Source organism: Streptomyces sp. NBC_00414 (assembly GCF_036038375.1).
GTDB lineage: Bacteria > Actinomycetota > Actinomycetes > Streptomycetales > Streptomycetaceae > Streptomyces.
Genome location: NZ_CP107935.1, coordinates 2,431,995 through 2,455,288, shown reverse-complemented (window position 1 = coordinate 2,455,288; position 23,294 = coordinate 2,431,995). Strand labels below are relative to the sequence as shown.

Annotated in this window: 20 protein-coding genes; 11 read left to right on the top strand and 9 right to left on the bottom strand. The window is 70.9% G+C overall.

What is annotated here, in order from left to right; all coding sequences use genetic code 11:
- Window positions 1-260 precede the first annotated feature (260 nt).
- Window positions 261-2,045 (top strand): glyoxylate carboligase, encoded by a 1,785-nt coding sequence (gene gcl, locus OHS59_RS10520; protein WP_328493124.1) that lies wholly within the window; start codon window positions 261-263, stop codon window positions 2,043-2,045.
- 862 nt (window positions 2,046-2,907) lie between these two features.
- Here the strand turns inward: gcl and OHS59_RS10515 are convergent.
- Both OHS59_RS10515 and OHS59_RS10510 read right to left on the bottom strand, forming a co-directional pair.
- Window positions 2,908-3,822, bottom strand: coding sequence for a 2-hydroxy-3-oxopropionate reductase (locus OHS59_RS10515; RefSeq protein WP_328493123.1), 915 nt, complete (start codon window positions 3,820-3,822; stop codon window positions 2,908-2,910).
- A gap of 104 nt (window positions 3,823-3,926) precedes the next feature.
- Window positions 3,927-4,793: a TIM barrel protein gene (locus OHS59_RS10510; RefSeq protein ID WP_328493122.1), complete on the bottom strand. Its 867-nt coding sequence runs from the start codon at window positions 4,791-4,793 to the stop codon at window positions 3,927-3,929.
- A gap of 326 nt (window positions 4,794-5,119) precedes the next feature.
- Between OHS59_RS10510 and OHS59_RS10505 the strand changes: the two genes are divergently transcribed.
- The 7 genes from OHS59_RS10505 (at window position 5,120) to OHS59_RS10475 (ending at window position 11,167) form a co-directional block, all read left to right on the top strand.
- Window positions 5,120-5,371: a hypothetical protein gene (locus OHS59_RS10505; RefSeq protein WP_328493121.1), complete on the top strand. Its 252-nt coding sequence runs from the start codon at window positions 5,120-5,122 to the stop codon at window positions 5,369-5,371.
- A gap of 53 nt (window positions 5,372-5,424) precedes the next feature.
- On the top strand, window positions 5,425-5,736 hold the full coding sequence (locus OHS59_RS10500) for a helix-turn-helix domain-containing protein (RefSeq protein WP_385835493.1): 312 nt from the start codon (window positions 5,425-5,427) through the stop codon (window positions 5,734-5,736).
- Window positions 5,737-5,883: 147 nt separating this feature from the next.
- Entirely contained in the window at window positions 5,884-6,414 is a 531-nt protein-coding gene (gene uraD, locus OHS59_RS10495; protein ID WP_328493119.1) for a 2-oxo-4-hydroxy-4-carboxy-5-ureidoimidazoline decarboxylase, read from the top strand.
- On the top strand, window positions 6,411-6,905 hold the full coding sequence (locus OHS59_RS10490) for a hydroxyisourate hydrolase (protein WP_328493118.1): 495 nt from the start codon (window positions 6,411-6,413) through the stop codon (window positions 6,903-6,905). Before uraD ends, OHS59_RS10490 begins: the two co-directional genes overlap by 4 nt.
- Window positions 6,906-6,910: 5 nt before the next feature.
- The gene (gene pucL / locus OHS59_RS10485; protein WP_328493117.1) at window positions 6,911-7,858 is read left to right on the top strand and encodes a factor-independent urate hydroxylase; all 948 of its coding nucleotides are present in this window, start codon (window positions 6,911-6,913) and stop codon (window positions 7,856-7,858) included.
- Window positions 7,859-8,010: 152 nt separating this feature from the next.
- A complete protein-coding gene (locus OHS59_RS10480; RefSeq protein WP_328493116.1) occupies window positions 8,011-9,426 on the top strand; it encodes an 8-oxoguanine deaminase in 1,416 nt (471 codons plus the stop codon).
- A gap of 361 nt (window positions 9,427-9,787) precedes the next feature.
- Window positions 9,788-11,167 carry a nucleobase:cation symporter-2 family protein gene (locus tag OHS59_RS10475; RefSeq protein WP_443061621.1) on the top strand — a complete coding sequence of 460 codons (1,380 nt, stop codon included), beginning with the start codon at window positions 9,788-9,790 and terminating at the stop codon, window positions 11,165-11,167.
- Window positions 11,168-11,266: 99 nt separating this feature from the next.
- Here the strand turns inward: OHS59_RS10475 and OHS59_RS10470 are convergent, their stop codons facing one another.
- Window positions 11,267-12,088 carry a chitosanase gene (locus tag OHS59_RS10470; protein WP_443061417.1) on the bottom strand — a complete coding sequence of 274 codons (822 nt, stop codon included), beginning with the start codon at window positions 12,086-12,088 and terminating at the stop codon, window positions 11,267-11,269.
- A 265-nt stretch (window positions 12,089-12,353) separates the two neighbouring features.
- The gene (locus tag OHS59_RS10465) at window positions 12,354-13,847 is read right to left on the bottom strand and encodes an MFS transporter (protein ID WP_443061416.1); all 1,494 of its coding nucleotides are present in this window, start codon (window positions 13,845-13,847) and stop codon (window positions 12,354-12,356) included.
- Between the two features lie 102 nt (window positions 13,848-13,949).
- Here OHS59_RS10465 and OHS59_RS10460 point away from each other — a divergent pair, with 102 nt between their 5' ends.
- A complete protein-coding gene (locus OHS59_RS10460) occupies window positions 13,950-14,339 on the top strand; it encodes a winged helix-turn-helix transcriptional regulator (RefSeq protein WP_328493114.1) in 390 nt (129 codons plus the stop codon).
- A 157-nt stretch (window positions 14,340-14,496) separates the two neighbouring features.
- On the opposite strand, the gene OHS59_RS10455 is transcribed toward OHS59_RS10460, so the two are convergent.
- Both OHS59_RS10455 and OHS59_RS10450 read right to left on the bottom strand, forming a co-directional pair.
- The gene (locus tag OHS59_RS10455) at window positions 14,497-15,147 is read right to left on the bottom strand and encodes a hypothetical protein (protein ID WP_328493113.1); all 651 of its coding nucleotides are present in this window, start codon (window positions 15,145-15,147) and stop codon (window positions 14,497-14,499) included.
- A gap of 106 nt (window positions 15,148-15,253) precedes the next feature.
- Window positions 15,254-16,462, bottom strand: coding sequence for a pyridoxal phosphate-dependent aminotransferase (locus OHS59_RS10450; RefSeq protein WP_328493112.1), 1,209 nt, complete (start codon window positions 16,460-16,462; stop codon window positions 15,254-15,256).
- A gap of 86 nt (window positions 16,463-16,548) precedes the next feature.
- On the opposite strand from OHS59_RS10450, the gene OHS59_RS10445 reads away from it, so the two are divergent.
- The gene (locus tag OHS59_RS10445) at window positions 16,549-17,184 is read left to right on the top strand and encodes a helix-turn-helix domain-containing protein (RefSeq protein ID WP_328493111.1); all 636 of its coding nucleotides are present in this window, start codon (window positions 16,549-16,551) and stop codon (window positions 17,182-17,184) included.
- A gap of 465 nt (window positions 17,185-17,649) precedes the next feature.
- Here the strand turns inward: OHS59_RS10445 and OHS59_RS10440 are convergent, their stop codons facing one another.
- The 3 genes from OHS59_RS10440 to OHS59_RS10430 form a co-directional block, all read right to left on the bottom strand.
- A complete protein-coding gene (locus OHS59_RS10440) occupies window positions 17,650-18,483 on the bottom strand; it encodes a hypothetical protein (protein ID WP_328493110.1) in 834 nt (277 codons plus the stop codon).
- Window positions 18,483-19,754 carry a VWA domain-containing protein gene (locus tag OHS59_RS10435; RefSeq protein ID WP_328493109.1) on the bottom strand — a complete coding sequence of 424 codons (1,272 nt, stop codon included), beginning with the start codon at window positions 19,752-19,754 and terminating at the stop codon, window positions 18,483-18,485. The genes OHS59_RS10440 and OHS59_RS10435 overlap by 1 nt, the downstream gene beginning before the upstream one ends.
- 80 nt (window positions 19,755-19,834) lie before the next feature.
- Window positions 19,835-21,418: an IucA/IucC family siderophore biosynthesis protein gene (locus OHS59_RS10430; RefSeq protein ID WP_328493108.1), complete on the bottom strand. Its 1,584-nt coding sequence runs from the start codon at window positions 21,416-21,418 to the stop codon at window positions 19,835-19,837.
- 145 nt (window positions 21,419-21,563) lie between these two features.
- On the opposite strand from OHS59_RS10430, the gene OHS59_RS10425 reads away from it, so the two are divergent.
- Window positions 21,564-23,246, top strand: a complete 1,683-nt coding sequence (locus OHS59_RS10425; RefSeq protein ID WP_328499154.1) for an IucA/IucC family protein — start codon at window positions 21,564-21,566, stop codon at window positions 23,244-23,246.
- Window positions 23,247-23,294: the final 48 nt, after the last annotated feature.

The window sequence follows — 23,294 nt, the reverse complement described above, 5'->3', positions numbered from 1 at the left end:
CCTCTCCACAACACGTGACACGACACAGCGGGGGGACCGCCTCTCCATCGTCCTCCGGAACTGCGCCCTCCGGCAGGGAATCGATCGGAGACCCCGTGCCAATTCCTCCGCCCCGGGCCCGCCTCCCGCTCTTGACGCCCTTCGGCCCCGCACCTACATTGCTTCCAGATAGTAGAAGTTAGTTTCCGTATTGCGGAATTTGAAGCTTCCCGCGGGGCGCGACGGGAGCCCGAATCCGACGGCCGAAGCAGGAGTACGCAATGGCTCGTATGACCGCTGCCCGCGCGGCAGTTGAGATCCTCAAGCGTGAGGGCGTCACCAACGCGTTCGGTGTCCCGGGCGCGGCGATCAACCCCTTCTATGCGGCGCTCAAGGCCTCCGGCGGCATCGGCCACACCCTTGCCCGCCATGTCGAGGGCGCCTCCCACATGGCGGAGGGTTACACCCGCACCGCGCCCGGCAACATCGGCGTCTGCATCGGGACGTCAGGGCCCGCCGGCACCGACATGATCACCGGTCTGTACTCCGCGACCGGTGACTCCGTCCCGATCCTGTGCATCACGGGACAGGCCCCGACCGCCGTGATCCACAAGGAGGACTTCCAGGCCGTCGACATCGCGTCGATCGCCAAGCCGGTGGCCAAGATGGCGGTCACCGTGCTGGAGGCCGCGCAGGTCCCGGGCGTCTTCCAGCAGGCCTTCCACCTGATGCGCTCGGCGCGTCCGGGCCCGGTCCTCATCGACCTGCCCATCGACGTCCAGCTCACGGAGATCGAGTTCGACCCGGACACGTACGAGCCGCTGCCGGTCTACAAGCCGGCCGCGACCCGTGCCCAGGTCGAGAAGGCGATCGCACTCCTGGGCGAGTCCGAGCGGCCGCTGATCGTCGCGGGCGGCGGCGTCATCAACGCCGACGCCTGTGAGCTCCTCGTGGAGTTCGCAGAGTTGACCGGTGTCCCGGTCGTCCCGACGCTCATGGGCTGGGGCATCCTGCCCGACGACCACGAGCTGAACGCGGGCATGGTGGGTCTGCAGACCTCGCACCGCTACGGCAACGCGACCTTCCTGGAGTCCGACTTCGTCCTCGGCATCGGCAACCGCTGGGCCAACCGCCACACCGGAAAGCTCGACGTCTACACGGCCGGGCGGAAGTTCGTGCACGTCGACATCGAGCCCACCCAGATCGGTAAGATCTTCGCCCCGGACTACGGCATCGCGTCCGACGCGAAGGCCGCGCTGGAGCTCTTCGTCGCGGTGGCACGGGAGTTGAAGGCCGCGGGCACGCTGCCGGACCGGTCGGCGTGGGCGCAGGCCGCCCAGGACAAGAAGGCGTCCCTCCAGCGGCGTACGCACTTCGACGACATCCCCATCAAGCCGCAGCGCGTCTACGAGGAGATGAACAAGGCCTTCGGCCCGGAGACGCGGTACGTCACCACCATCGGCCTCTCCCAGATCGCCGGCGCGCAGATGCTGCACGTCTACCGCCCCCGCCACTGGATCAACTGCGGTCAGGCGGGCCCCCTCGGCTGGACCGTCCCGGCCGCGCTCGGCGTCGCCAAGGCCGACCCCGGGGCACAGGTGGTCGCGCTCTCCGGCGACTACGACTTCCAGTTCATGATCGAGGAACTGGCCGTCGGGGCGCAGCACCGGATCCCGTACGTGCATGTGCTGGTGAACAACGCCTACCTGGGCCTCATCCGGCAGGCCCAGCGGGGGTTCGACATCGACTTCCAGGTCAATCTGGAGTTCGAGAACATCAACTCGCCCGAGCTGGGCGTGTACGGGGTCGACCACGTCAAGGTCGTCGAAGGGCTCGGCTGCAAGGCGATCCGGGTCACCGACCCGAGTGAACTGGGCGCGGCCTTCGAGCAGGCGAAGAAGCTGGCCGCCGAGTTCCAGGTGCCGGTGATCGTCGAGGCGATCCTGGAGCGCGTCACCAACATCTCGATGTCCACGACCAACGACATCGGCAACGTCGTGGAGTTCGAGGAGATCGCGACGGAGCCGGGCCACGCGCCCACGTCCATCAGGACCCTCAAGGTCTGACCGACCCCGCCGAACAGACCCCGCCGAACCGACACCGACACCGACAAGCCGAGGCCCCGTCCTGAGTCATCAGGACGGGGCCTCGCGCCGTGTTCAGTCCCGGCCGCCCCCGCCGCGACCCGAGCCGAACCCGGCGCCCCCGTGCTTCCCCCCGAGCGGTACGTCGGGTGGGGTGAACGTCACCGCGGCAGGAGGCCCGCCCCGCGACAGCGCCGCGTACGGCTCGTACCGAAGCCTCAACCGGCTGCCCATGCGTCCCACCCCCGTTTCTGGTCCAGCCCGCGGTGTGTACCCCGTAAAGGGCCCGCCGCCCCCGTGCCGGCGGGCCCTGTCCTGAGAATGTGCCCAACGCCACGGTGAGTTGAAGCCCTGGAGGCCATGTTCAGAGGTTGATTTGAGGGTTCCGTAGCGGGGGTACGCCCACAGACGTACTCCCGCGGACGTACGCACGGCGAAGAGCGCCGAGTACGGGACTGTCCGTACTCGGCGCTCCTGGTCTTCGGCGCAATCGGTCTTCGGCTCTCGGCCGGTCTTCGGTTCTCGGCCGGGACCGCGGCGGCGCGACGGTTCCGGGGCTTCCCTCCCCTCATGTCGAGAAGGGGGCCTCGGGGCCTTCACCACCGCACTGGCGTGCGCACCGCCGCGGTCCTCGCCTTGCCCGCTCGTTCCGTGGACTACCCCTCATCCGGGTCCACGGTCCTCGCGGGCGGTGCGTCCGGCGTCCGACCTCCCGTCAGACACCGGCCGCAGTCTGTGGGTCGCGTACCTCGTCCTCATGTGTGGTGCCGGGCGGCGCCGCCGCTTGGGCGCGACAGGACAGGTGTCAGCGCCGGCGCCGCCCGGGTCTGTGGGGGCGGGCGGGTCAGACCCGCGCGCCGGAGAGGCGCTCGACCGCGCGCAGCAGCGCGGAGTGGTCCAGGCCGCCGTCGCCCTGCGTGCGCAAGGAGGCGACGAGCTGGGCGACCACGGCGCCGACGGGCAGGGCGGCGCCCACATTGCGGGCGGCGTCCGTGACGATGCCCATGTCCTTGTGGTGGAGGTCGATCCGGAACCCCGGCTTGAAGTCGCGGTTCAGGAAGTTGTCCTTCTTGCGGGTCAGCACGGTCGAGCCGGCGAGACCGCCGTTCAGTACGTCGAGGGCCGCCTTCAGGTCGACGCCCGACTTCTCCAGGAAGACCACGGCCTCGGCGCACGCCTGGATGTTCACGGCGACGATCAGCTGGTTGGCGGCCTTCACGGTCTGGCCGGAGCCGTGCGGACCGCACAGCACGATGGTCTTCCCCAGCGCTTCGAAGATCGGCTCGGCCTGGTCGAAGTCGGCCTGCTCGCCGCCGACCATGATGGACAGCACGGCCTCGACGGCGCCCGCCTCGCCACCGGACACCGGGGCGTCCAGGGCCCGGATGCCCTTGTCCTTGGCCGCCTTCGCCAGGTCCACGGAGGTCTGCGGGGTGATGGAGGACATGTCGATGAGGAGCGCGCCGGACCTCGCGTTCTCCAGGATGCCGTCGGGCCCGTACGCGATGGCCTCGACCTGCGGGGAGGCGGGCACCATCGTGATCACGACGTCGGCGTCCCGGACGGCCTCGGCGATCGAGCCGGCCGCGGTGCCGCCCGCGGCGGTCAGGCGGTCCAGCTTGTCCTGCTCCAGGGTGAACCCGGTGACGTCGTATCCGGCCTTGATCAGGTTCTCCGACATGGGGGAGCCCATGATGCCGAGGCCGATCCAGGCGATCGTCGGACGGGACGCGTGGGAACTGTCGGCAAGGTTGCTCATGGTGAGGATGCCTCTCTGACTGCTGACTGCTGTGCTACGTCGACTGCCGTGCCGGTCCAACGCTGTGCTGGACCAACTGCGCTGCTATGTCCGGGAGTTGCCGCTCAGCGCGCGATGCGGGCGGCGCGGGCCTCGCGCGGGAGCCAATCGAAGGCCTCCGCGCTCGGCCGGTCGCCCGGCTTGTACTCCAGGCCGACCCAGCCCTCGTAACCCTGCTTGCGCAGCAGGCCGAGCAGGTCCGCCAGGGGGAGCGAGCCGGTGCCGGGGGCGCCACGGCCCGGGTTGTCGGCGATCTGGACGTGGCCGGTCCTGGCCGCGTACCGCTCGATCACCGACGGCAGGTCCTCGCCGTTCATGGACAGGTGGTAGAGGTCCATCAGGAACCGGGCGTTGCCCAGTCCCGTCGCCTCGTTGACCCGGTCGACGACGGCGATCCCGGCCTCGGCGGTCACCAGCGGATAGAGCGGCGACTCCGGCTTGTTGAGCGTCTCGATCAACAGGACCGCGCCGACGCGGTCGGCCGCGCGGGCCGCCAGTACGAGGTTCTGCAGGGCGAGTTCGTCCTGCTCGGCCGGCTCGACGCCCTCGACGCGGTTGCCGTACAGGGCGTTGAGAGCCGTGCACCCCAGCGACCGCGCGAAGTCCGCGGCCACGTCGATGTTCGCGCGGAACCGCTCGGACTCCTCGCCGGGGATCGACAGCGCGCCCCGGTCCGGGCCCGGCAGCTGCCCGGCGTAGAAGTTCAGGCCCGTGAGCCGTACCCCGGCGTCCTCGATCGCCTTCTTCAGGGCGTCGAGCTCCGCGCGCTCGGGAGTGGGGGTGTCGGTCCAGGGCCACCAGAGCTCGACCGCGGTGAAGCCCGCCGCGGCGGCGGCCGCGGGGCGCTCCAGGAGCGGGAGCTCGGTGAAGAGGATCGACAGGTTGACGTTGAAGCGCTGCTCTGCGGCTGCATCCATCGAGAAACCGGGCATGTGGGTCGGCGCTCCCTTCCGTGTCGAGTGGTTCCGGCTGGTCCGGCTGGTCCAGCACTTTCAGCACTTTCAGCACTTTCAGCAGTTCCGGTGATTCCGTATTGCGGAAGTTCTTTTCTGCTTGATGGAAAGGCTGCCTGGGTGGCGGAACCTTGTCAAGAGGGGGCGGCGGGGAAAACGGCCACTTGTCACAGGCGGGCCGCGCCCGCGAACCGCTCCACATGTGTCCCCGTCGGGGCGGATCCCGGTTGGGCTAGGGTCGCTCTGCGGTCGGCCGGGCCGGCGCCGCCGGGAGATACGGGCCGAAGTGATGCCATGGGGGCACAGTGCGACTGAGAGTGGAGTTCACGACCGAACCCTTCGACCTCGACGAGGCGCCGCCGCACGCGCTGGTCGCTCGCGAGGTCATCGAGGCGGCCGAGCTGGACTCGGTGGACGTCGGTCCGTTCGGCAACACCGCCGAAGGCGGGGCGGATTCGGTGCTCACCGCGGTCGACGCGCTGCTGCGCAAGGCCCTGGACGCGGGCGCCACCCGGGTCTCGTTGCAGGTCAACGTGATCGGGGAGGACGGCAGGTGACCCGGTCCGCGGACGACCCCTTCGTCTCGGCGGTCAAGCCGCTGGTCGACGCCATGGGTGCCGAGATGCTGCCGGCCGACCAGGCCGGACCCGACGACGTGGTGCTCTCCTGGGAGGGCGTGGACGTCGTGGCCGTCCGTCTGCCGCAGCTCGCCGACTCGCTGGACCACATCCTGGCCGCCCTGGAGCGCAAGCGAGGCAAGCCCCTGGCCGAACTGGACCGCAAGGCCAAGCAGGAGGTCGTACGGATACTTGAGGCGCGCGGAGCCTTCTCCGTGCGGCACGGCGTGGAGACCGTCGCGAGCGCGCTCGGCGTCAGCCGGTTCACCGTCTACAACTACCTGAACCGAGAGAAGGACGCCTGAGCTGGGGAAGGGTGCTTGGGGTGGGAGCGGGGTGCCTGACTGGAGGGCGCCTTCGTTACCCGGAATTTTCAACAAAGTGTTGACGTGAAGTTTCCGAGGGCGTTAGCTGGCCGCAGCCCGTCCAGCACAAGGCCACGGAGGCTTCCCGTGACGTCGAGTACGACACCTGGCGGTCTCGCCCGGTTCAACGCCCTGGAGGAACCCGCGGCCCGCGCCGCCCTCCACGAGCTGTGCGCCTCGGCGACGTGGGCGCACCGGCTGCTCACCCGGCGTCCGTACGCCACCGGGGACGACCTCCTCGCGCAGAGCGACGCCGCCATGGCCGATCTGACCGCCGCCGACCTGGCGGAGGCGATGGCCGGACACCCGCCGATCGGACGTCCGAAGCCGGGCGACCCGACCTCCTCCCGCGAGCAGCGCGGCATGGCCGGCGCCTCCGACGAACTCAGGGCGGAGATGCTGGAACTGAACCTGGCGTACCAGGAGAGGTTCGGCCATGTCTTCCTGATCTGCGCCACCGGCCTCACCGGCGAGCAGATGCGCGACGCCCTCAAGGAGCGGATCGAGAACACGCCCGGCCAGGAGCGCGAGATCGTGCGCGCCGAACTGGGCAAGATCAACCGTATCCGGCTCGCCCCACTCGTCGCTCCATCCGCCGAAGAGGACGCACCCGCATGAGCACCGAGACCACCGCTTCCGTCACTCCCGCCGCTCCGGTCGCTTCGGTGTCCACCCACATCCTGGACACCAGCGTCGGCCGCCCCGCCGGGGAGGTCGCCGTCCGGCTCGCGGCCCGCGGCGGCCGTGACGCGGACTGGCAGGCACTCGGCGCCTCCGCGACCGACGGGGACGGCCGGTGCAAGGACCTGCCGGCCCTGCCGCAGGGCACCACACACGTACGGCTCGACTTCGCCGTCGAGGCGTACTTCGAGAACAAGTCCGAGCGCGACAAGTCCGAGCGCGACGAGTCCGCTGTCGACGAGTCCGAGAGCACGTCAGAGAACAAGCAAGCCGAGGCGCAGCAGGACGCCCCCGCGAACCGGGACAGCGGTGCCGCACAGGTGTTCTTCCCCGAGGTGGCGATCACGTTCGCCGTCAATCCGGGGGAGCACTATCACGTACCGCTGCTGCTCAACCCGTTCGGCTACTCCGTTTACCGAGGGAGCTAGCAGACATGACCTCCACTTCCCGTCCTGCCCGCCCGGCGGTGCTGGCCCAGAACCAGTACGGCAAGGCCGAGAACCGCGTCGTCCGGATCACCAGGGACGGCGCCACCCACCACATCAAGGACCTGAACGTCTCCGTCGCCCTCAGCGGTGACATGGAGGAGGTCCACTACTCGGGCTCCAACGCGAACGTCCTGCCGACGGACACCACCAAGAACACGGTGTACGCCTTCGCCAAGGAGCACGGCATCGAATCCGCCGAGCAGTTCGGCATCCACCTCGCCCGGCACTTCGTGACCTCGCAGGAGCCGATAGGGCAGGCGCGGATCCGCATCGAGGAGTACTCCTGGGAGCGCATCGAAGCCTCCGGGGCCGACCCGCTGCCCGTCGGCGCCGAGGAGGCCAGGCACTCCTTCGCCCGCAAGGGCCAGGAGACCCGCGTCACGCAGATCACCTACGACGGCTCCTCGTGGGAGGTCGTCTCCGGCCTCAAGGACCTGGTCGTGATGAACTCGACGAACTCCGAGTTCTGGGGTTACGTCAAGGACAAGTACACGACGCTGAAAGAGGCGTACGACCGCATCCTCGCCACCGAGGTCTCCGCCCGCTGGCGGTTCAACTGGACCGACGACGAGCAGCGGATGCCCGACTGGGAGAAGTCCTACGAGCAGGTGCGCGGCCACATGCTCCAGGCCTTCGCACAGACGTACTCACTGTCGCTGCAGCAGACCCTCTACCAGATGGGCGCGCGGATCATCGAGAACCGCGGTGAGATCGACGAGGTCCGCTTCTCGCTGCCGAACAAGCACCACTTCCTAGTCGACCTGGAGCCCTTCGGCCTGAAGAACGACAACGAGGTGTACTTCGCCGCCGACCGGCCGTACGGCCTGATCGAGGCCACGATCCTGCGGGACGGCTGCGAGGCGCTCATACCGGTGGACCTCACCAGCCTCTGACGCATCCGTTCGGAAGCTTCCGACGCATCCGTTCGGAACAACTCGCCACACCGACAACCCATTTCGGCACCCGCGGCCCGTCCACCGGGCCGCGGCACTCAAACCTCCCAGGGTCCTGCCGTGCCCACTTCCGACAGCGAAAGGGACGCACCATGGCAGAAGGACGCACCACGGCGGCGGGACACACCGCGGCGGCGGACCGGCGCATCGTCATCGAGAACTGTTCGATCGCGACCGTGGACGCCGACGACACCGAGTACACGTCGGGCCACCTGGTCCTGGCGGGCAACCGCATCGAGTCGCTCGGCGCGGGCAGGGCCCCCGAGGGCCTGGAGAACGTCGTACGCCGGATCGACGCGACCGGCCACCTCGTCACCCCGGGCCTGGTCAACACCCACCACCACTTCTACCAGTGGATCACCCGCGGCCTCGCCACGGACCACAACCTCTTCGACTGGCTCGTCGCCCTGTACCCGACCTGGGCGCGCATCGACGAGCGCATGACGTACGCGGCGGCCCAGGGCTCCCTCGGCATGATGGCCCGCGGCGGAGTCACCACCGCCATGGACCACCACTACGTCTTCCCCCAGGGCTCCGGCGACCTGTCCGGTTCGATCATCCGCGCCGCACGCGAGATGGGCGTCCGCTTCACCCTGGCCCGCGGTTCCATGGACCGCAGTGAGAAGGACGGCGGGCTGCCCCCGGACTTCGCCGTAGAGACCCTCGAAGGAGCCCTCGCCGCGACCGAGGCCACCGTCGACGAACACCACGACGCCTCCTTCGGTGCCATGACCCAGGTGGCCGTCGCCCCCTGCTCGCCCTTCTCCGTGTCGACCGAACTCATGCGCCAGGGAGCCGAGTTGGCCCGGCGCAAGGGCGTGCGGCTGCACACCCACGGCTCGGAGACCATCGAGGAGGAGCAGTTCTGCAAGGAGCTGTTCGGCATGGGCCCGACCGACTACTTCGAATCGACGGGCTGGCTCGGCGAGGACGTGTGGATGGCCCACTGCGTCCACATGAACGACTCCGACATCGCCGCGTTCGCCCGTACGAAGACGGGCGTGGCCCACTGCCCGTCGTCCAACGCCCGCCTGGCGGCCGGAATCGCGCGCGTCCCCGACATGCTCGCGGCCGGCGTCCCGGTCGGCCTCGGCGTCGACGGCACGGCGTCCAACGAGTCCGGCGAACTGCACACCGAACTGCGCAACGCACTGCTCATCAACCGCCTCGGAGCCCACCGCGAGGCCGCCCTGAACGCCCGTCAGGCGCTGCGGCTCGGCACGTACGGCGGGGCCCAGGTCCTGGGCCGCGCACCGGAGATCGGCTCCCTGGAACCGGGCAAGCTCGCCGACCTGGTGCTGTGGAAGCTGGACACCCTGGCCCACGCGTCGATCGCCGACCCGGTCACCGCCCTCGTCTTCGGCGCGGCGGCGCCGGTCACCGCCTCCTTCGTCAACGGTGAGCAGGTCGTCGAGAACGGTCGGCTGCTGCACGTCGACGAGGACACCATCGCCCGCTCCACGCGGGACGAGGCCCAGCGCCTCGCGCGGATCACCGCGCAGGCCTGACCTCGCACAGATCTCCGGCCGAGGGGGACGGCCCTCGGCCGGTGGCCGTGGACCCGAACGGGGTCCGCGGTGACCGTCTCCGGGGCGCGGGCACGAACTGCCCGCGCCCCGGAACGGTCCCTTCCCGTCGCCCTCATCACCCCTGCGGCGCCCTGCCGCCCCCTGTCGTACCCCTTCACGCCCCGCCGCGTCCCCTCCGTGACGGGCACCGTCCCCCGACCTCCCTGACACCCACGTCAACGCCGACGTGTAACCGACCGGAGGAGCCGCCGTGGCTGCCCAGCACACGCCCAGCAGTACGGACGTAAACGCAACCGGAGTGCAGAAACACCCGGTCGACGAGAAACTCCCCGCCCTCAAGATGGCGACCAGCGGTCTGCAGCATGTGGCCGCCATGTACGCGGGAGTGGTCGCCCCGCCCCTGATCGTCGGCGCCGCCGTGGGCCTGACCGCGACCGAACTGACCTTCCTCACCGGCGCCTGTCTGTTCACCGCGGGACTCGCCACGTTCCTGCAGACCCTCGGCATCTGGAAGATCGGCGCCCGCCTGCCCTTCGTCAACGGCGTCACCTTCGCCGGAGTCGCCCCGATGATCGCGGTCGTCAACTCCACCGACGACAAGCGCGACGCGCTGCCGGTCATCTTCGGCGCCGTCATCGTGGCGGGCGTACTGGGCTTCGTCGCCGCCCCGTTCTTCAGCAAGGCGGTCCGCTTCTTCCCGCCCGTCGTCACCGGCACGGTCATCACCCTCATCGGCATATCCCTGATGCCGGTCGCCTTCGGCTGGGCCCAGGGCCCCGACCCGACGGCGCACGACTACGGCTCGACCACCAACCTGGGCCTGGCGGGCGCGACCCTCGTCATCGTCCTGCTGCTGCGCCGCTTCACCCGCGGCTTCGTCAAGCAGATCGCCGTGCTGCTCGGCCTGGTCGCCGGCACACTCGTCGCCGTCCCGTTCGGTGTCACCGACTTCGCGCCGGTGGCGGACGCGGCGGTCGTCGGCTTCCCCACGCCGTTCCACTTCGGCGCCCCGCAGTTCCAGCTCGCCGCGATCGTCTCGCTGTGCGTGGTCATGGTCGTGTCGATGACCGAATCGACCGCGGACATGCTGGCGTTGGGGGAGATAGTCGGCCGGCCGGCGGACGAGAAGACCATCGCGGCGGGCCTGCGCGCCGACACCCTCGGCTCGGCCGTCAGCCCGCTCTTCAACGGCTTCATGTGCAGTGCCTTCGCCCAGAACATCGGCCTGGTCGCGATGACCCGCATCCGCAGCCGGTACGTCGTGGCCACTGGCGGCGGCTTCCTCGTCCTGATGGGCCTGTGTCCCATGGCCGCCTCACTGATCGCCGTGGTGCCGCGCCCCGTGCTCGGCGGGGCGGGCGTGGTGCTGTTCGGCTCGGTGGCCGCGAGCGGTATCCAGACCCTCGTCAAGGCGGGCCTGGAGAAGGACAACAACGTTCTGATCGTGGCGGTCTCGTTGGCCGTCGGCATCATCCCGATCACGGCGCCGGAGTTCTACCACGCGTTCCCGGAGACCGCGAAGATCATCCTGGACTCGGGGATCTCGACCGGGTGCGTGGCGGCCGTCGTTCTGAACCTGGTCTTCAACCACCTGGGCGGAAGCCGGGAGTGCGACGAGGTCACGACCCCGATGGAGCCGGGGCCGGGGACGACTTCGGGTCCGGCTCCGGGTACGGGTACGGGTACGGGCCAGGGTCCGGAGCCGGTGGCCGCTCGCTGACGAACGAGCGCCCACCGGCCCGGAGCTTCAGGACCGGGACCTTTGGACCGGGACCCTTCAGGATCGGGACCCTTCAGGATCGGGATTCTGCCGGGGCCCTCAGCCGATGTGGAAGCTGTCCCCGTAGACCTGCCAGTCCAGCGGCGGGTTCAGGTTCAGGTTCCGGTTCCGGAGGAAGACCCGCTGGGCGGTGTCCACCCGGCTGGTGTCCGAGTGGGCCTCCTCCTGCTTCATCGCCCACACGCGGGCGTCGAGGAACGCGTTGAGGTACGTCACCTCGTCGCCGCCCTGGGCCGGGGGCCTGGCCCGGCCCAGCGCCCGGTTGCGGATGCTGCCGAAGCTCGTACTGTCGCCGCCGTTGCCATGCATGACGATGGCGTCGTAGTACGCGAACTGGCCGAGCGTGCCGATCCCGTCGGCCTTGCCCCGCTGTACCGCGGGGTTGAAGTAGACGCGGTCCCGCTCGTCGTTCTGGGCCTGCTTGAAGGCCTGGTCCTGGGCCGCCCGGCGCCACGCCGCCGGGTAGCCGGGGTCGAGGCCGTCGTGCGAGTCGGTGCCGTCGACCCGGCGCAGGGCGGGCAGGTATCCCGCCAGGGGGTTGCCGGGCTTGCGCTGGGTGTACAGCTCCACGAGGTCGAGCATGTCGTGCGTGCCCGAGCAGAACCCGATGATGCCCGCGGTGTAGCCGCGGCCGTCGCCGATGTCCTCGATGTATCCGTACTGCGCCTTCCAGTCCAGCGAGGAGTTCTCCGCGCTGGACACCAGCTTCATGGCGATCTCCTTCTTCGCCGGGTCGTCGAGGCCGGTGGCCGCGGCGCTCGCGGGGCTGCTTGCGATGACGGGGCCTGCCACCAGGGATGCTCCGATCAGCGCGAGGATGGTTCGTCGCGAGGAGCCTATGGGGGTGTGGGGGGTGTGCACGGGACCTCCAGTGGGGGTGGGAGTCGCTCTTCCGTACTGTTAGGAAAGTTTCCTACCAGAGAATGGGAGTGACGTATACCCGTCAAGCCGGTTCTTCGCCCCCGCCGCCCTCGGCCTTCCCGTCCCCTGGGGCTGCGCCCCAGACCCCCGTCGAGCTTGCGCGCTCGTCATCAAACGCCGGACGGGCTGAAGATGTCGCCGGTCCGGCTGCGTCTCAGCCTGTCCGGCGTTTGATGACCGGGGGTTCGGGGGCGGAGCCCCTGAGTCAATGACGGGAACGGGTAGGGGCGGCGGGGGCGAGAGGATCCCGCGCCGGCCGCAACACCACCCCCGCGACCGCGAAGCCCACCACAGCGATCCCCGTCGCAACGGTGAACGCCAGCCGATACCCGTCGGCGGTTGCCACGGCGAACGACTCACCTCCACGAAGGAGCCCGTCCGTGCGCCCGGCCGCAAGAGTCGTGAGCACCGCAAGCCCCAGCGAACCCCCCACCACCTGCGTGGTGTTGAAGAGCCCGGACGCGAGCCCCGCATCCTCCGCCAGCACCCCGGCCATGGCGAGCCCGGTCACCGCGGGCATCGCGGCCGCGAAGCCGACCGCGAGCAGCGACATCGCAGGCAGCACATCGGCAACGTACGAACCGGACACGGGCACCCGGCTCAGCAGCCCCATCCCGCCGGTGATGAGCCCGAGCCCCACGAGCAGCACCCGGTACGGGCCGAAGCGGCCGATCGTCCGCGCCGACAGGCCCAGCATCAGCACCCCGATCAGTACGGGTGCGGGCAGGAACGCCAGCCCGGTCCGCAACTCGCTGTATCCCAGCACCCGTTGGAGGTAGAGCGCCCCGATGTACTGGAAGCCGAACATCGTCGCGATCATCAGGATCTGCACACCGTTGGCGCCGGTGAGCGGCCGGGAGCGGAACAGCCTCAGCCGCAGCAACGGCCGCGCGGCCCGTGCCTGCCGCAGGGTGAAGGCCACGAACAGCGTGAGCGAGACCACGGCCAGGACCGACGTGACGCCGACCGGCCGCTGACCGGCACCGACGATCGCGTAGACCGTGAGCATCAGCGCGCCGGTGACCAGCGCGGCCCCGAGATAGTCGGCTCCCTTGCCGAGTCCCGCGCCGCGGTCGGGAGCTAGGACACGCAGGGCGGCGATCCACGCCACGACCCCGATCGGCAGATTGACCAGGAAGATCCAGTGCCAGCTGAGCGCCTGGGTGAGTGCCCCGCCGAGGAGCGTCCCCAGCGCCCCGCCCGCCGCGCCGACCGCGCTGAACACCGCGATGGCCCTGGCCTGTTCACGCGGCTCGGGAAAGAGCGCGATCAGCATGCCCAGGACGACGGCCGAGGTCATCGCCCCGCCGACCCCCTGCAGTGCCCGCGCCGCGATCAGCATGCCCTGGCCGGTGGCGACCCCGCACAGCGCGGACGCCGCGGTGAACAGGGCGAGCCCCGCGGTGAACATCCGCCGGCGACCCATGAGATCGCCGAGCCGCCCCACGAGCAGCAGCAGCCCGCCGAAGGGGATCAGGTACGCGTTCACGATCCAGGCGAGCCCCGAGGACGAGAAGCCGAGGTCGCTCTGGATCGCGGGCATCGCCACCGTCACGACGTTGCCGTCGAGGATCGTCATCAGCGCACCCCCGCACAGCACGACGAGAGACGCCCACCGGGAGTGCGTTCGCGAGTGCTGCGCTGGGTCCGCAGAGCCTTGTGGGAGCCCTTCCGGGAGGGCTCCGATCCGGGACGACATGGCCACGGCCTCCGTATAGTTGCTGGACGATCCATAGGTGCACGACTTGTAACGGAGAACATCGTGAGTGACCGTGGAGACCAGTCGTAAGGAGGCACCCGAATGTCCCAGGGGAACACCCGTGTTACCTCGCAGGTCGTGAACGCGCACGCGTGTCCCGTCCGCGAGGTTCTTGACAGGGTCGCCGGAAAATGGAGCGTTCTGATCATCGTGGCCGCCGCACACGGCGCCATCCGCTTCACCGAGTTGGAGCGCAGCATCGAGGGCATCAGCCGCCGGATGCTGACGCTGACCCTGCGCAATCTGGAGCGCGACGGACTCCTCACACGCACCGTCCACCCGACGGTCCCGCCGAAGGTCGAGTACGAACTCACGCCGGTGGCACATGAGTTGCACGCGACGCTGCTGGGGCTGACCGACTGGGCCGAACGGCACCGCGTCACGATCGCCGAGGCGCGCGCCACGTACGACGCCCGCCATCGACCGGACTGACCCGAGGGGCGGCCTTGGCGGTCAGAGGCCGAACAGCCGTGAGTCCGCGGCCGACCGACGCGCAGGAGCGTCCTGTCCTCGTCCTGCTCCCGCAGTTGGCGGATTACGGATGGCGGGCGGCGTCAACTTCCACCGACCGCGCGGCGTTTCGGGGCCTTCACGACCGGCGGGGCGAGGCCAGCAGATAGCGCGACCCCGTCCGCGGCTCCGTGTGCTCGCTGACCTGCCACCCCGCCTTCTCCAGCGTCACGGCGCACTCCCTCAGGGCCGCCGCGTCCGGCTCACGCACGGCGACGGCCTCCGGCTGGGGCGTCGCACGCACCCGGTACCCCCCGCCCCCGCCGTCGGTGCCCGTCCCGGCCGGGCGGAGTCCCGCCGCCTCCAGCGCCAGGGCAGCGGCCTGCACCAGATGCGTACGCTCCCATGCGCACGGGCGGTCCATGGCGCCGCCCGTGTTGGTCATCCGCCGCAACTCCAGCAGGCCCTGCCAGGCGCTGCGCACCTCACGTACTCGCGCCGGACCGGTGTCGGCGGCCTCCTCGCCACCGATCCGCGCGCTGAACACACCGGAGGGCTCGGAGGCCGGTACGGAGGCCTCGGGGGCGCTCGCCCCGGCCGTGGCCGCCTCCTCGCGTATCCGGTGCCCGGCCGGTGTGAGGAAGTGGCCGTGCGGCGGACGGGGGTGCCGGAACGCCAGTCCATGCCTCACCAGCGCCGCGAGCTGGCTCTCCGTACCCCTGAGGCGCCCGGTCACGGGATCGGCGGCGTCGATGACGCGCCGCTGCGCGGCGGTCGGCGGTCGGGTCACGGGGTGCTCCTTCCTCTTCGGGCCACGGCGGGCCCGCTCCGCTCGCCGATCACCGGGCGGACCCATTCGAAGAGTACGACCCGGGTCTGACATCCCCGGCGATGTCCTACTGCCGGTAGCCGCTCAGGAACCGCCCGATCCTGCTGATCGCCGCGTCGAGGTCGTCGGCGTACGGGAGGGTGAGGATGCGGAAGTGGTCGGGGCGGGGCCAGTTGAAACCGGTGCCCTGGACGACCTGGATCTTCTCCCGCAGCAGCAGGTCGAGCACGAACTTCTCGTCGTCGTGGATCTTGTGCACCGAGGGGTCCAGACGAGCGAACGCATACAGCGCGCCCTTCGGTTTCACACAGGAGACGCCGGGGATCTCGTTCAGCTTCTCCCACGCGACGTCACGCTGTTCGCGCAACCGGCCGCCGGGCGCCGTGAGTTCGTGGATGGACTGCCGGCCGCCGAGCGCGGCCTGGATGGCGTACTGGGCAGGGGCGTTGGCGCACAGCCGCATGGAGGCCAGCATGGTGAGGCCCTCCAGATAGCTCTTCGCGTGCTGGCGCGGACCCGTGACCACCAGCCAGCCGGAGCGGAAGCCCGCCACGCGGTACGTCTTCGACAGGCCGCAGAAGGTGAGGACCACCAGGTCGGGGGCGAGCGCGGCGGCCGAGTGGTGCACGGCGTCGTCGTACAGGATCTGGTCGTAGATCTCGTCCGCGAACACCATCAGGCCGTGCCGGCGGGCCAGGTCGAGGATGCCCTCGATGATCTCCTTGGGGTAGACCGCGCCGGTGGGGTTGTTCGGGTTGATGATGACGACGGCCCTGGTGCGGTCCGAGATCTTCGACGCCATGTCGTCCAGGTCCGGGTACCAGTCGGCCTGTTCGTCGCACAGGTAGTGCACGGCCTTGCCGCCCGCGAGCGTCGTCACCGCCGTCCAGAGCGGGAAGTCCGGGGCGGGGATGAGGACTTCGTCGCCGTCCTCGACGAGGGCCTGGACGGCCATCGAGACGAGTTCGGAGACGCCGTTGCCCAGGAAGACGTCGTCCACGCCGACTTCGAGGCCCCGCTCCTGGTAGCGCTGCGCCACGGCCCGGCGGGCCGAGAGGACGCCTCGCGAATCCGTGTAGCCGTGTGCCTGGGGGAGCATCCGGATCATGTCCTGAAGGATCTCCGGCGGTGCCTCGAAGCCGAAGGCCGCGGGGTTGCCGGTGTTGAGGCGCAGCACGCTGTGGCCTGCCTCCTCCAGTGCGTTCGCCTGCTCGATGACCGGGCCCCGGATCTCGTAACAGACCTCGCTGAGCTTGCTCGACTGCCGGAACTCCATGCGGTGCGCACCTCCAGGTTGTGGTGTTGCTTGGTTTTACCAAGTTCTCGCTTGGAAAGTCCAACAAGTTGTCTAGACTGCGTCGCATGTCACCTCGCCGAAGCTACGACCAGTACTGTTCCGCCGCCCGGGCGCTCGACGCCGTCGGTGACCGGTGGACCCTCCTGATCGTCCGCGAGCTGCTCGCCGGTCCGCGCCGCTACACCGACCTGCACGCGGACCTGCCCGGTGTGAGCACGGACGTGCTCGCCTCCCGCCTCAAGGACATGGAACGGGACGGTCTGGCGACGCGGCGGCGGATGCCTCCGCCGGGTGCGGTGTACGTGTACGAACTCACCGGCCGTGGGCGGGAGTTGCTGCCCGTGCTGCAGGCGCTGGGTGAGTGGGGGGCGCCGCTGCTGGCGGAACGGCGGCCCACCGACGCGGTACGCGCGCACTGGTTCGCGTTGCCGCTGCTGCGGTCGTTGGAGGGGCTCGGTGACGGGGTCGTCCAAGTGTGCCTGGACGAGGGCGAGTTCTACATTCACCTCGGCGCGGCGCCGGACGGGCCGGTGTACGGGGAGGGGCCCGCGCCCGAGGAGCCCGATGCCCGGCTCTCCCTCGACACGGAGACGTGCACGGCGCTCGGTCGGGGCGACCTGACGCTCTCCGACGCGATACGGGTCGGCCGGATCGCGGTATCGGGCGAGGGCCCGCTGGCGAAGGCCCTGCGGGAGGGCTGACGGGGTGCGGGTGCGCTGCGCTGACCGCGCCGGTGCGTTATCGGGTGCGGGTGCGCCGTGGCCGGCCGCGCAGTTCCCCGCGCCCCTTCACAGGCCTGGCGGGCCTGCGACGGCGGACCCTGCGGGCCGGGTGTGTTTTTGCCTGCGGGCGCGCTATGGCCGGCCGCCCAGTTCCCCGCGCCCCTGGGCAGGCACTGCCGGGCCTGCCCAGGGGTGCGGGAAAGCGACACTGAACCCCACACGGACCACCCGCACCCGACGGCGCACGGACGCATCCCGAAGGGGCGCCGGGAACGGCGCGCTCAGCCACGCTGCACCCGCACCCGACGTCGCACGGACGTGCCCCGAAGGGGCGCGGGGAACTGCGCGGCCAGCCACGGCGGACCCGCACCCCATGACGCACGGACGCGCCTTGAAGGGGCGCGGGGAACGGCGCGGCCGCCCGTAGCGGGCCGCAGCGAGAAGTTACGGCCGGGGCCGCCCCGCTCCCCGCGTCAGCGAATACCCGCCGACCCCCGCGAGAGCGGCAAGCACACCCCCGACGCCGGTCCAGACCCACCGGTCGGACCACCACCCGGAGGCCCACCCGTCGTCGGGCTCGATGCTGGACAGCACGGCACCAGGAGTGTCGGACTCCTCGTCACCGTCCTCGGACTCGGCCGCAACGGCGATCCCCGGCACCAACGGCTCGCTCAACGAGCCGTCAACCGCCGCGGCCCCACCGATGTCCTTCGAGTCGACCCGCACCTCGGTACTCACCGGCAGCCCGAGATCGGCCGCCGCCAGCCCGACCGTGGTCAGCCGGATGTAGTACGTACCCGGCAGCGGATCATCGGCCCAGGGCTCCGACCAGGCCCGCACCGTCCGCAGCGTGCAGGACAGCTCGACGGAGGCCGCGTCCTGCGCCGCCGTCCGAGTCTGCGCCCCGTACTGGCACGCCTGCCGCCGCCGCAGCCCGTCGTACACGTCGATCTGCCAGGTCACGGAGGCATGCGCGTCCGGTAGCTTCACCTTCGCCCTCACCGTGGGCCGCTGGCCCGCGTCGGCGGGGAACGACCAGTAGAGGTAGTCGCCCGCCGAGGCCCCGGCGGTCGCCCGCCGGCCCTGGTCGACCTCGGCCGCCGTACGGAAGGACGTCCCCGCCGAGGTGGGCGCGCCGGAGTCGTCCGACGGGCTCGCGGAGGGGGAGGAGTCGGCCGCCGCGGGAACCGCCGTGACCCCGGCCAGCAGCAGCCCGGCACCGACCGCACGGGCCAGGCCCCTCGCGCCGCCGAGACTCAACACAGTTCTGCCACCCATCAGTTGGTCCTCCAGACCGCGACACGCCAGCGCGAGACCCAGCCCCACAGCACACCCGCGACGAAGCCGGTGAGCACCAGTGCGCCGAGCAGCCACCAGCCGCGGCCGAGGCCGAAGGAGGCCACGTCGCCCGACGCGTCGGGTCCGTCCACGACGTCGATGGTCAGCTCCAGCGGCAGACCGGGTGTGGTCTTCACCCCGGAGGCCGCCGAGAAGGAGTTGGCGACCTGGAGGCACACGACCTCCGTCGTGGTCTCGTCGTCGGAGTCGTCGCTCTCCGCCTTGGGATAGCGCAGACCGGCCGACATGACATCGGTCCGCCCGGTGCCGGTCGTCTCGCCGCGCACGATCTCACGGCCGTTCGCGGTCACCGCCCGCAACGACACCCCGTAGTCCCGGTTGACCTGGCGGTCGGCCGCGACGCTCACCGAGGCGCGCAGTTCGGAACCGGCCGGCAGGTCCACCCGGTACCAGCGGTGCTGCCCGAACTCCTCGCGGTCGGTGTAGAGCCCCGACTTGACCGCGGGTGCCTTCGCGCACGCGTCGGCGCCCTCTACGGCGACCGGCGTCACCACCGGGTCGGCGGCACGGTCCACCAACTGGTTGACCTTGTCGGTGAGTTCGTCGGTGTGCTCGACCGAGGTGTACGTGCCGCCGGTCGCCTCCGCGATGCAGCTCAGCTGCTGCCGCAGTTTGGTGTTCGGCACCAGGCCGAGCGTGTCGATGGTGAGGCCGATCCCCTTCGCGGCGATCTCACGGGCCACCTCACACGGGTCCAGCGGGGCGCAGGTGTCCTCGCCGTCGCTGATGAGGACGATACGGCGGGAGCCCTCACCGCCTTCGAGGTCGTCCGCGGCCTTGAGGAGCGCGGGGCCGATCGGGGTCCAGCCGGTGGGCGACAGGGTCGCGACCGCCGTCTTCGCCTCGGTGCGGTCCAACGGCCCCACGGGGTAGAGCTGTTCGGTGTCCTTGCAGCCCGTCTTGCGGTCGTCGCCGCGGTAGTTGGCGCCGAGTGTCCGTATGCCCAGCCGGACCTCTTCGGGGGTCGCGTCGAGGACCTCGTTGAAGGCCTGCTTCGCTGCCGCCATCCGGGTCTGGCCGTCGATGTCCCGGGCCCGCATGGAGCCGCTGACGTCGAGGAGGAGGTTCACCTTGGGCGCGGCGGTCCCCGAGGGTTCGCCGGCGACGGCGTCGGCCGGGAGCGCGATCCCGGCCGTCAGGGCGGCGAGCAGGGCGCAGGCGCCCGCCGCCAGCCGTTGTCTTGTGATCATCGAAGGATCCTATGGAGCAAAGGCACCGCGCTTCAAAACGAGCGACCGGCGGACGGGCCGTCGGGCCCACCGGTCGACGCTCAGATCGACGAGTCGTCCGGGTCGTCGGGGCCGGTGAGCGGGTTGGGCAGGCGCGCCCAGATGTCTCCGGGCCGCTCGGGCGACAGCCTCATCAGCGTCAACGCCTTCGCGGGCAGCGGCTCTTCGAGCAGCGCGGTGAGGTCCGGGGTGCGCGGCAGATCCCGTACGGCCGTGGACAGTGCCTCGCGCAGCGCCGGTGCCGAACCCGCCGTCGCCGCCAGCGTGCCCGCGACCAGGGAGCCGAACAGTTTGCTGCGCAGGACGGACTCGTCGTCCGTGACGATACGGCCCGTCAGGTCGGGGGCCGGGATGCCGTGGCGGGCCAGCCGGGCCGGGCTGATCCGGATGTCCGCCAGGTCGCGGTAGACGAGCCGCACCGGGGCGCCGGAGGGGGAGAGCACCACGAGCAGGTTCTGGCCGTGCGCCTCCAGCGCGACGCCCAGGTCGAGGAGGCGCAGCCCCACGGTGAGCGCGAGCCGGCTGAACTCCGCCAGCCAGCGCGGGGACTGGGGCAGGACGCCCGCGGCGAGGGCGGCGACCGGGACGACCTGCTCGCCCGGTCCCGCGTACAGCTCCGGCGACTCCCGTACGACGGCGGCCAGATCGGGGGAGTCGGCGGTGACCGCGCCGAGGGTCCGGGTGATGTGCAGCAGTCCGTCCAGGCGCCCGGCCATCGACTCCATGAACGCCGACACCGTCGCCGCCGACGTGATCGAGTACACCGAGATGTCCCGCACGGAGGAGGTCAGCCGGGCGCTGAGCGCGGTCTTGACGTGCGGTCCGCCCGGTACGGCCAGGGTGCGCAGGGACATCAGGGGATGCGCGGCCATTCCCTCCCCAGCCTCCCCGAGGGACCTTTCGTCCTTCAGTACATGCTGTACCTGCCACGGGTGCACGGGGATGAGCAATTGCCCCGCCTTCCGGTACGGCCACTCGCCCGTCGACCGGCAGTCGCCCTCCCGTACGGCGACCATGCCGAGCTCGACCACGGGCCGGTGCTCGGGCGCGTACGCCAGCTGCTCGGCCACCGAGAACCCGGGCCGGGAACGGCAGTTGGGATGGAAGGGATGGCCGTCTACGACCTGCTGCTCCCACTCCCAGAACGCCCGGGAGCCGTACAGCGGCCCCTCCGAGGAACCGCCAGGCGACTCGTCCGACGGACCCCTTGGCGGGACCTGGTCGGCGCGGGACAGGGCCAACGAGGCCACGCTGTCGGCGAGTTCGACGGCGAAGGCCCGGCCGTGCGGGAGCCCGAGCGCCGTCATCAGCGCGGCCGGACGGTCGTACGCCGTGCCGTCCAGCTCGATCTCCGTGACGGTCGAGGCCGTCGCGTACGGGTCCGAGCGCGGCCCGTGCAGTCGGCGGCCGTCGGCCAGCCGGAGCGTCAGCCCGTCGGACCCGGCCTCGCGGCGCGTGACCCACGGCAGCGGCTCATGGGCGAGTCCACGCCACAGCCGGGACAGCACGGCGGAACGGGCGCCGGGGAGTTCGGCCGCGTACGGGGACAGCAGGGCCGGGCGTACCGTGCGCAGCTCGGCGGCGAGAGCGGTCTCGGTCTCGGCCGGGGTGCGGGGAGGGTGCACAAGGGCTCCTAAGGTGAGGGGGCGCCGTCGCGGCCGGGGTACGACGCCGGACATCCGGACATACTCAGCGCAAGTGCACCGTATGCAACGAACGGATCACGTGGATCTCATGCCACCCAAGCCCTCCATGCAGCCCAAGCCCCCCATGCAGCCCCTGCGGCCCGTGCCTTCCGTGCCATCCGTCCCCTCCGTGCCTTCCGTGCAGATCACCGACGGTGTCGCCGAGGCGGCCGACGCGATCGCGTCGGCACCGCTGCTCAATTGTCTGCTGCGGGAGATCGGCGAGCCCCGGCCGGGGCCCGAGCTGGAGCCCGGGCCCGAGGCGGGGCGGCGGACGCCGGGCGCACGGCGTGTGTACCGGCTGCCGGCCGGGGAGCGGCTCCTGCGGGTGCGCGACGGGCGCCGGCCCCGCGGTCCGGAGCTGTTCGCCGACGGCGCCTGGCAGCGACTCGGCCACCCCGAACTGGTCAAGCTCACCGCCGAGGAGCTGCGCCTGCACACCGGCCTGTCCAACTCCGAACTGCCCGCCGAGATGACCGACAGCCGGGACGCGGTGGCGGCGATCCTGGCGGCCCGCGAGGGCATGGACCCGCCCGCCGACCCGTACCGCCGCTCCGAGCAGTCCCTGATCACCGGGCATCCCCACCACCCCGCACCCAAGGCGCGCGGCGGCGGCCCGGCCACCGGCTGGCTCCCGTACGCCCCGGAGGCGTACGCCCGCTTCCCGCTGACGCTGCTCGGCCTGCGCGAGGACGCCTGTGTGCAGGACGGCGACACGAGCGCCCTGGACGCACTGGGTGAGGCCCCCGACGGCTACCGGCTCCTCCCCGCCCACCCGTGGCAGCTCGACCTCGTCGGCGGCGGCCCGGAGATCCGCGAGGCGTTCGCCGACGGCCGCCTCGTACACCTGGGGCCCTCCCCGTGGTCCGCCTGGCCCACGGCGGCCGTCCGCACCCTGTACGCCCCCGACGCCGACCTCTTCGTGAAGTTCAGCCTCGACGTCCGCATCACCAACGACATCCGCCGCCTGTGGCGTCACGACCTCCTCGCCCTGCGCCGTACGGACGCCGCGGTGACGGAGGCCTTCCGAACCCTCCCCGGCGGTGCCGCATGGCTGAGCGACCGCGGCTACCGCACCGCGGACTTCGCCTTCGAGGAACTGGCCGTCCTCGTGCGTGACGGTCTGCGCGAGCATGTGACCCCCGGTTCCACCCCCCTGCTGGCGGCCGCGCTGACGGAGGGCACGACAGGCTCGTACGACCCGACAGGCCCGTACGCCCCGGCGGGCCCGGCCGACAGGGGCGGCTTCGACGGGAACCCTCTGGACACCCTCGCCGATCCGGCCGCCTGGTGGACGGCATATCTGCGCCAAGTCGTCCCGCCCGCGCTGGAGTTGTTCGCCCGGCACGGGGTCGTACTCGAAGCGCATCTGCAGAACACGGTGGTGGCCGTGGACGGCGACGGCATGCCGGTACGGGCGCTGTTCCGGGACGCCGAGGGTGTGAAGCTGCTGCCGGACGTGACGCGGGCGGCCGGCTGGGAGCGGCTCGTGTACTGCCTGGTCGTGAACAATCTGCTGGAGATCGCGGAGGCCCTGCGGGAGCGGCACCCGGGGCTGGACCCGTGGTACCCCGCACGGCGGGAGCTGACCCGGTACGCCGCGGAGCTGCCCGAGGTGACGGAACTCCTCCGCTCCCCGACCCTGCCCGGCAAGACGAACCTGCTGCTTCGCTGGACCGGGGCGAACGGCGCCGACGCCCGCTACCGCCCCGTCCCGAACCCCCTGCGCGATCCCGAGTACGACCCCCTGCGCGCGCCGGACGCCTGATCGGCACGACGAGCGGCTGATCGCAACCCTGAGCGGCTGAATTACAGT

What these genes read in the sequence shown, in the direction of transcription:
- pucL (WP_328493117.1), top strand. Translation starts at nt 6,911, where the DNA reads ATGACCTCCACTTCCCGTCCTGCCCGCCCGGCGGTGCTGGCCCAGAAC.
- OHS59_RS10450 (WP_328493112.1), bottom strand. Translation starts at nt 16,462, where the DNA reads ATGGAGTTCCGGCAGTCGAGCAAGCTCAGCGAGGTCTGTTACGAGATC.
- OHS59_RS10460 (WP_328493114.1), top strand. Translation starts at nt 13,950, where the DNA reads ATGTCCCAGGGGAACACCCGTGTTACCTCGCAGGTCGTGAACGCGCAC.
- OHS59_RS10515 (WP_328493123.1), bottom strand. Translation starts at nt 3,822, where the DNA reads ATGAGCAACCTTGCCGACAGTTCCCACGCGTCCCGTCCGACGATCGCC.
- OHS59_RS10465 (WP_443061416.1), bottom strand. Translation starts at nt 13,847, where the DNA reads ATGTCGTCCCGGATCGGAGCCCTCCCGGAAGGGCTCCCACAAGGCTCT.
- OHS59_RS10445 (WP_328493111.1), top strand. Translation starts at nt 16,549, where the DNA reads ATGTCACCTCGCCGAAGCTACGACCAGTACTGTTCCGCCGCCCGGGCG.
- gcl (WP_328493124.1), top strand. Translation starts at nt 261, where the DNA reads ATGGCTCGTATGACCGCTGCCCGCGCGGCAGTTGAGATCCTCAAGCGT.
- OHS59_RS10475 (WP_443061621.1), top strand. Translation starts at nt 9,788, where the DNA reads ATGGCGACCAGCGGTCTGCAGCATGTGGCCGCCATGTACGCGGGAGTG.
- OHS59_RS10480 (WP_328493116.1), top strand. Translation starts at nt 8,011, where the DNA reads ATGGCAGAAGGACGCACCACGGCGGCGGGACACACCGCGGCGGCGGAC.
- OHS59_RS10425 (WP_328499154.1), top strand. Translation starts at nt 21,564, where the DNA reads ATGCAGCCCCTGCGGCCCGTGCCTTCCGTGCCATCCGTCCCCTCCGTG.
- OHS59_RS10510 (WP_328493122.1), bottom strand. Translation starts at nt 4,793, where the DNA reads ATGCCCGGTTTCTCGATGGATGCAGCCGCAGAGCAGCGCTTCAACGTC.
- OHS59_RS10490 (WP_328493118.1), top strand. Translation starts at nt 6,411, where the DNA reads ATGAGCACCGAGACCACCGCTTCCGTCACTCCCGCCGCTCCGGTCGCT.
- OHS59_RS10440 (WP_328493110.1), bottom strand. Translation starts at nt 18,483, where the DNA reads ATGGGTGGCAGAACTGTGTTGAGTCTCGGCGGCGCGAGGGGCCTGGCC.
- OHS59_RS10435 (WP_328493109.1), bottom strand. Translation starts at nt 19,754, where the DNA reads ATGATCACAAGACAACGGCTGGCGGCGGGCGCCTGCGCCCTGCTCGCC.
- OHS59_RS10500 (WP_385835493.1), top strand. Translation starts at nt 5,425, where the DNA reads ATGGGTGCCGAGATGCTGCCGGCCGACCAGGCCGGACCCGACGACGTG.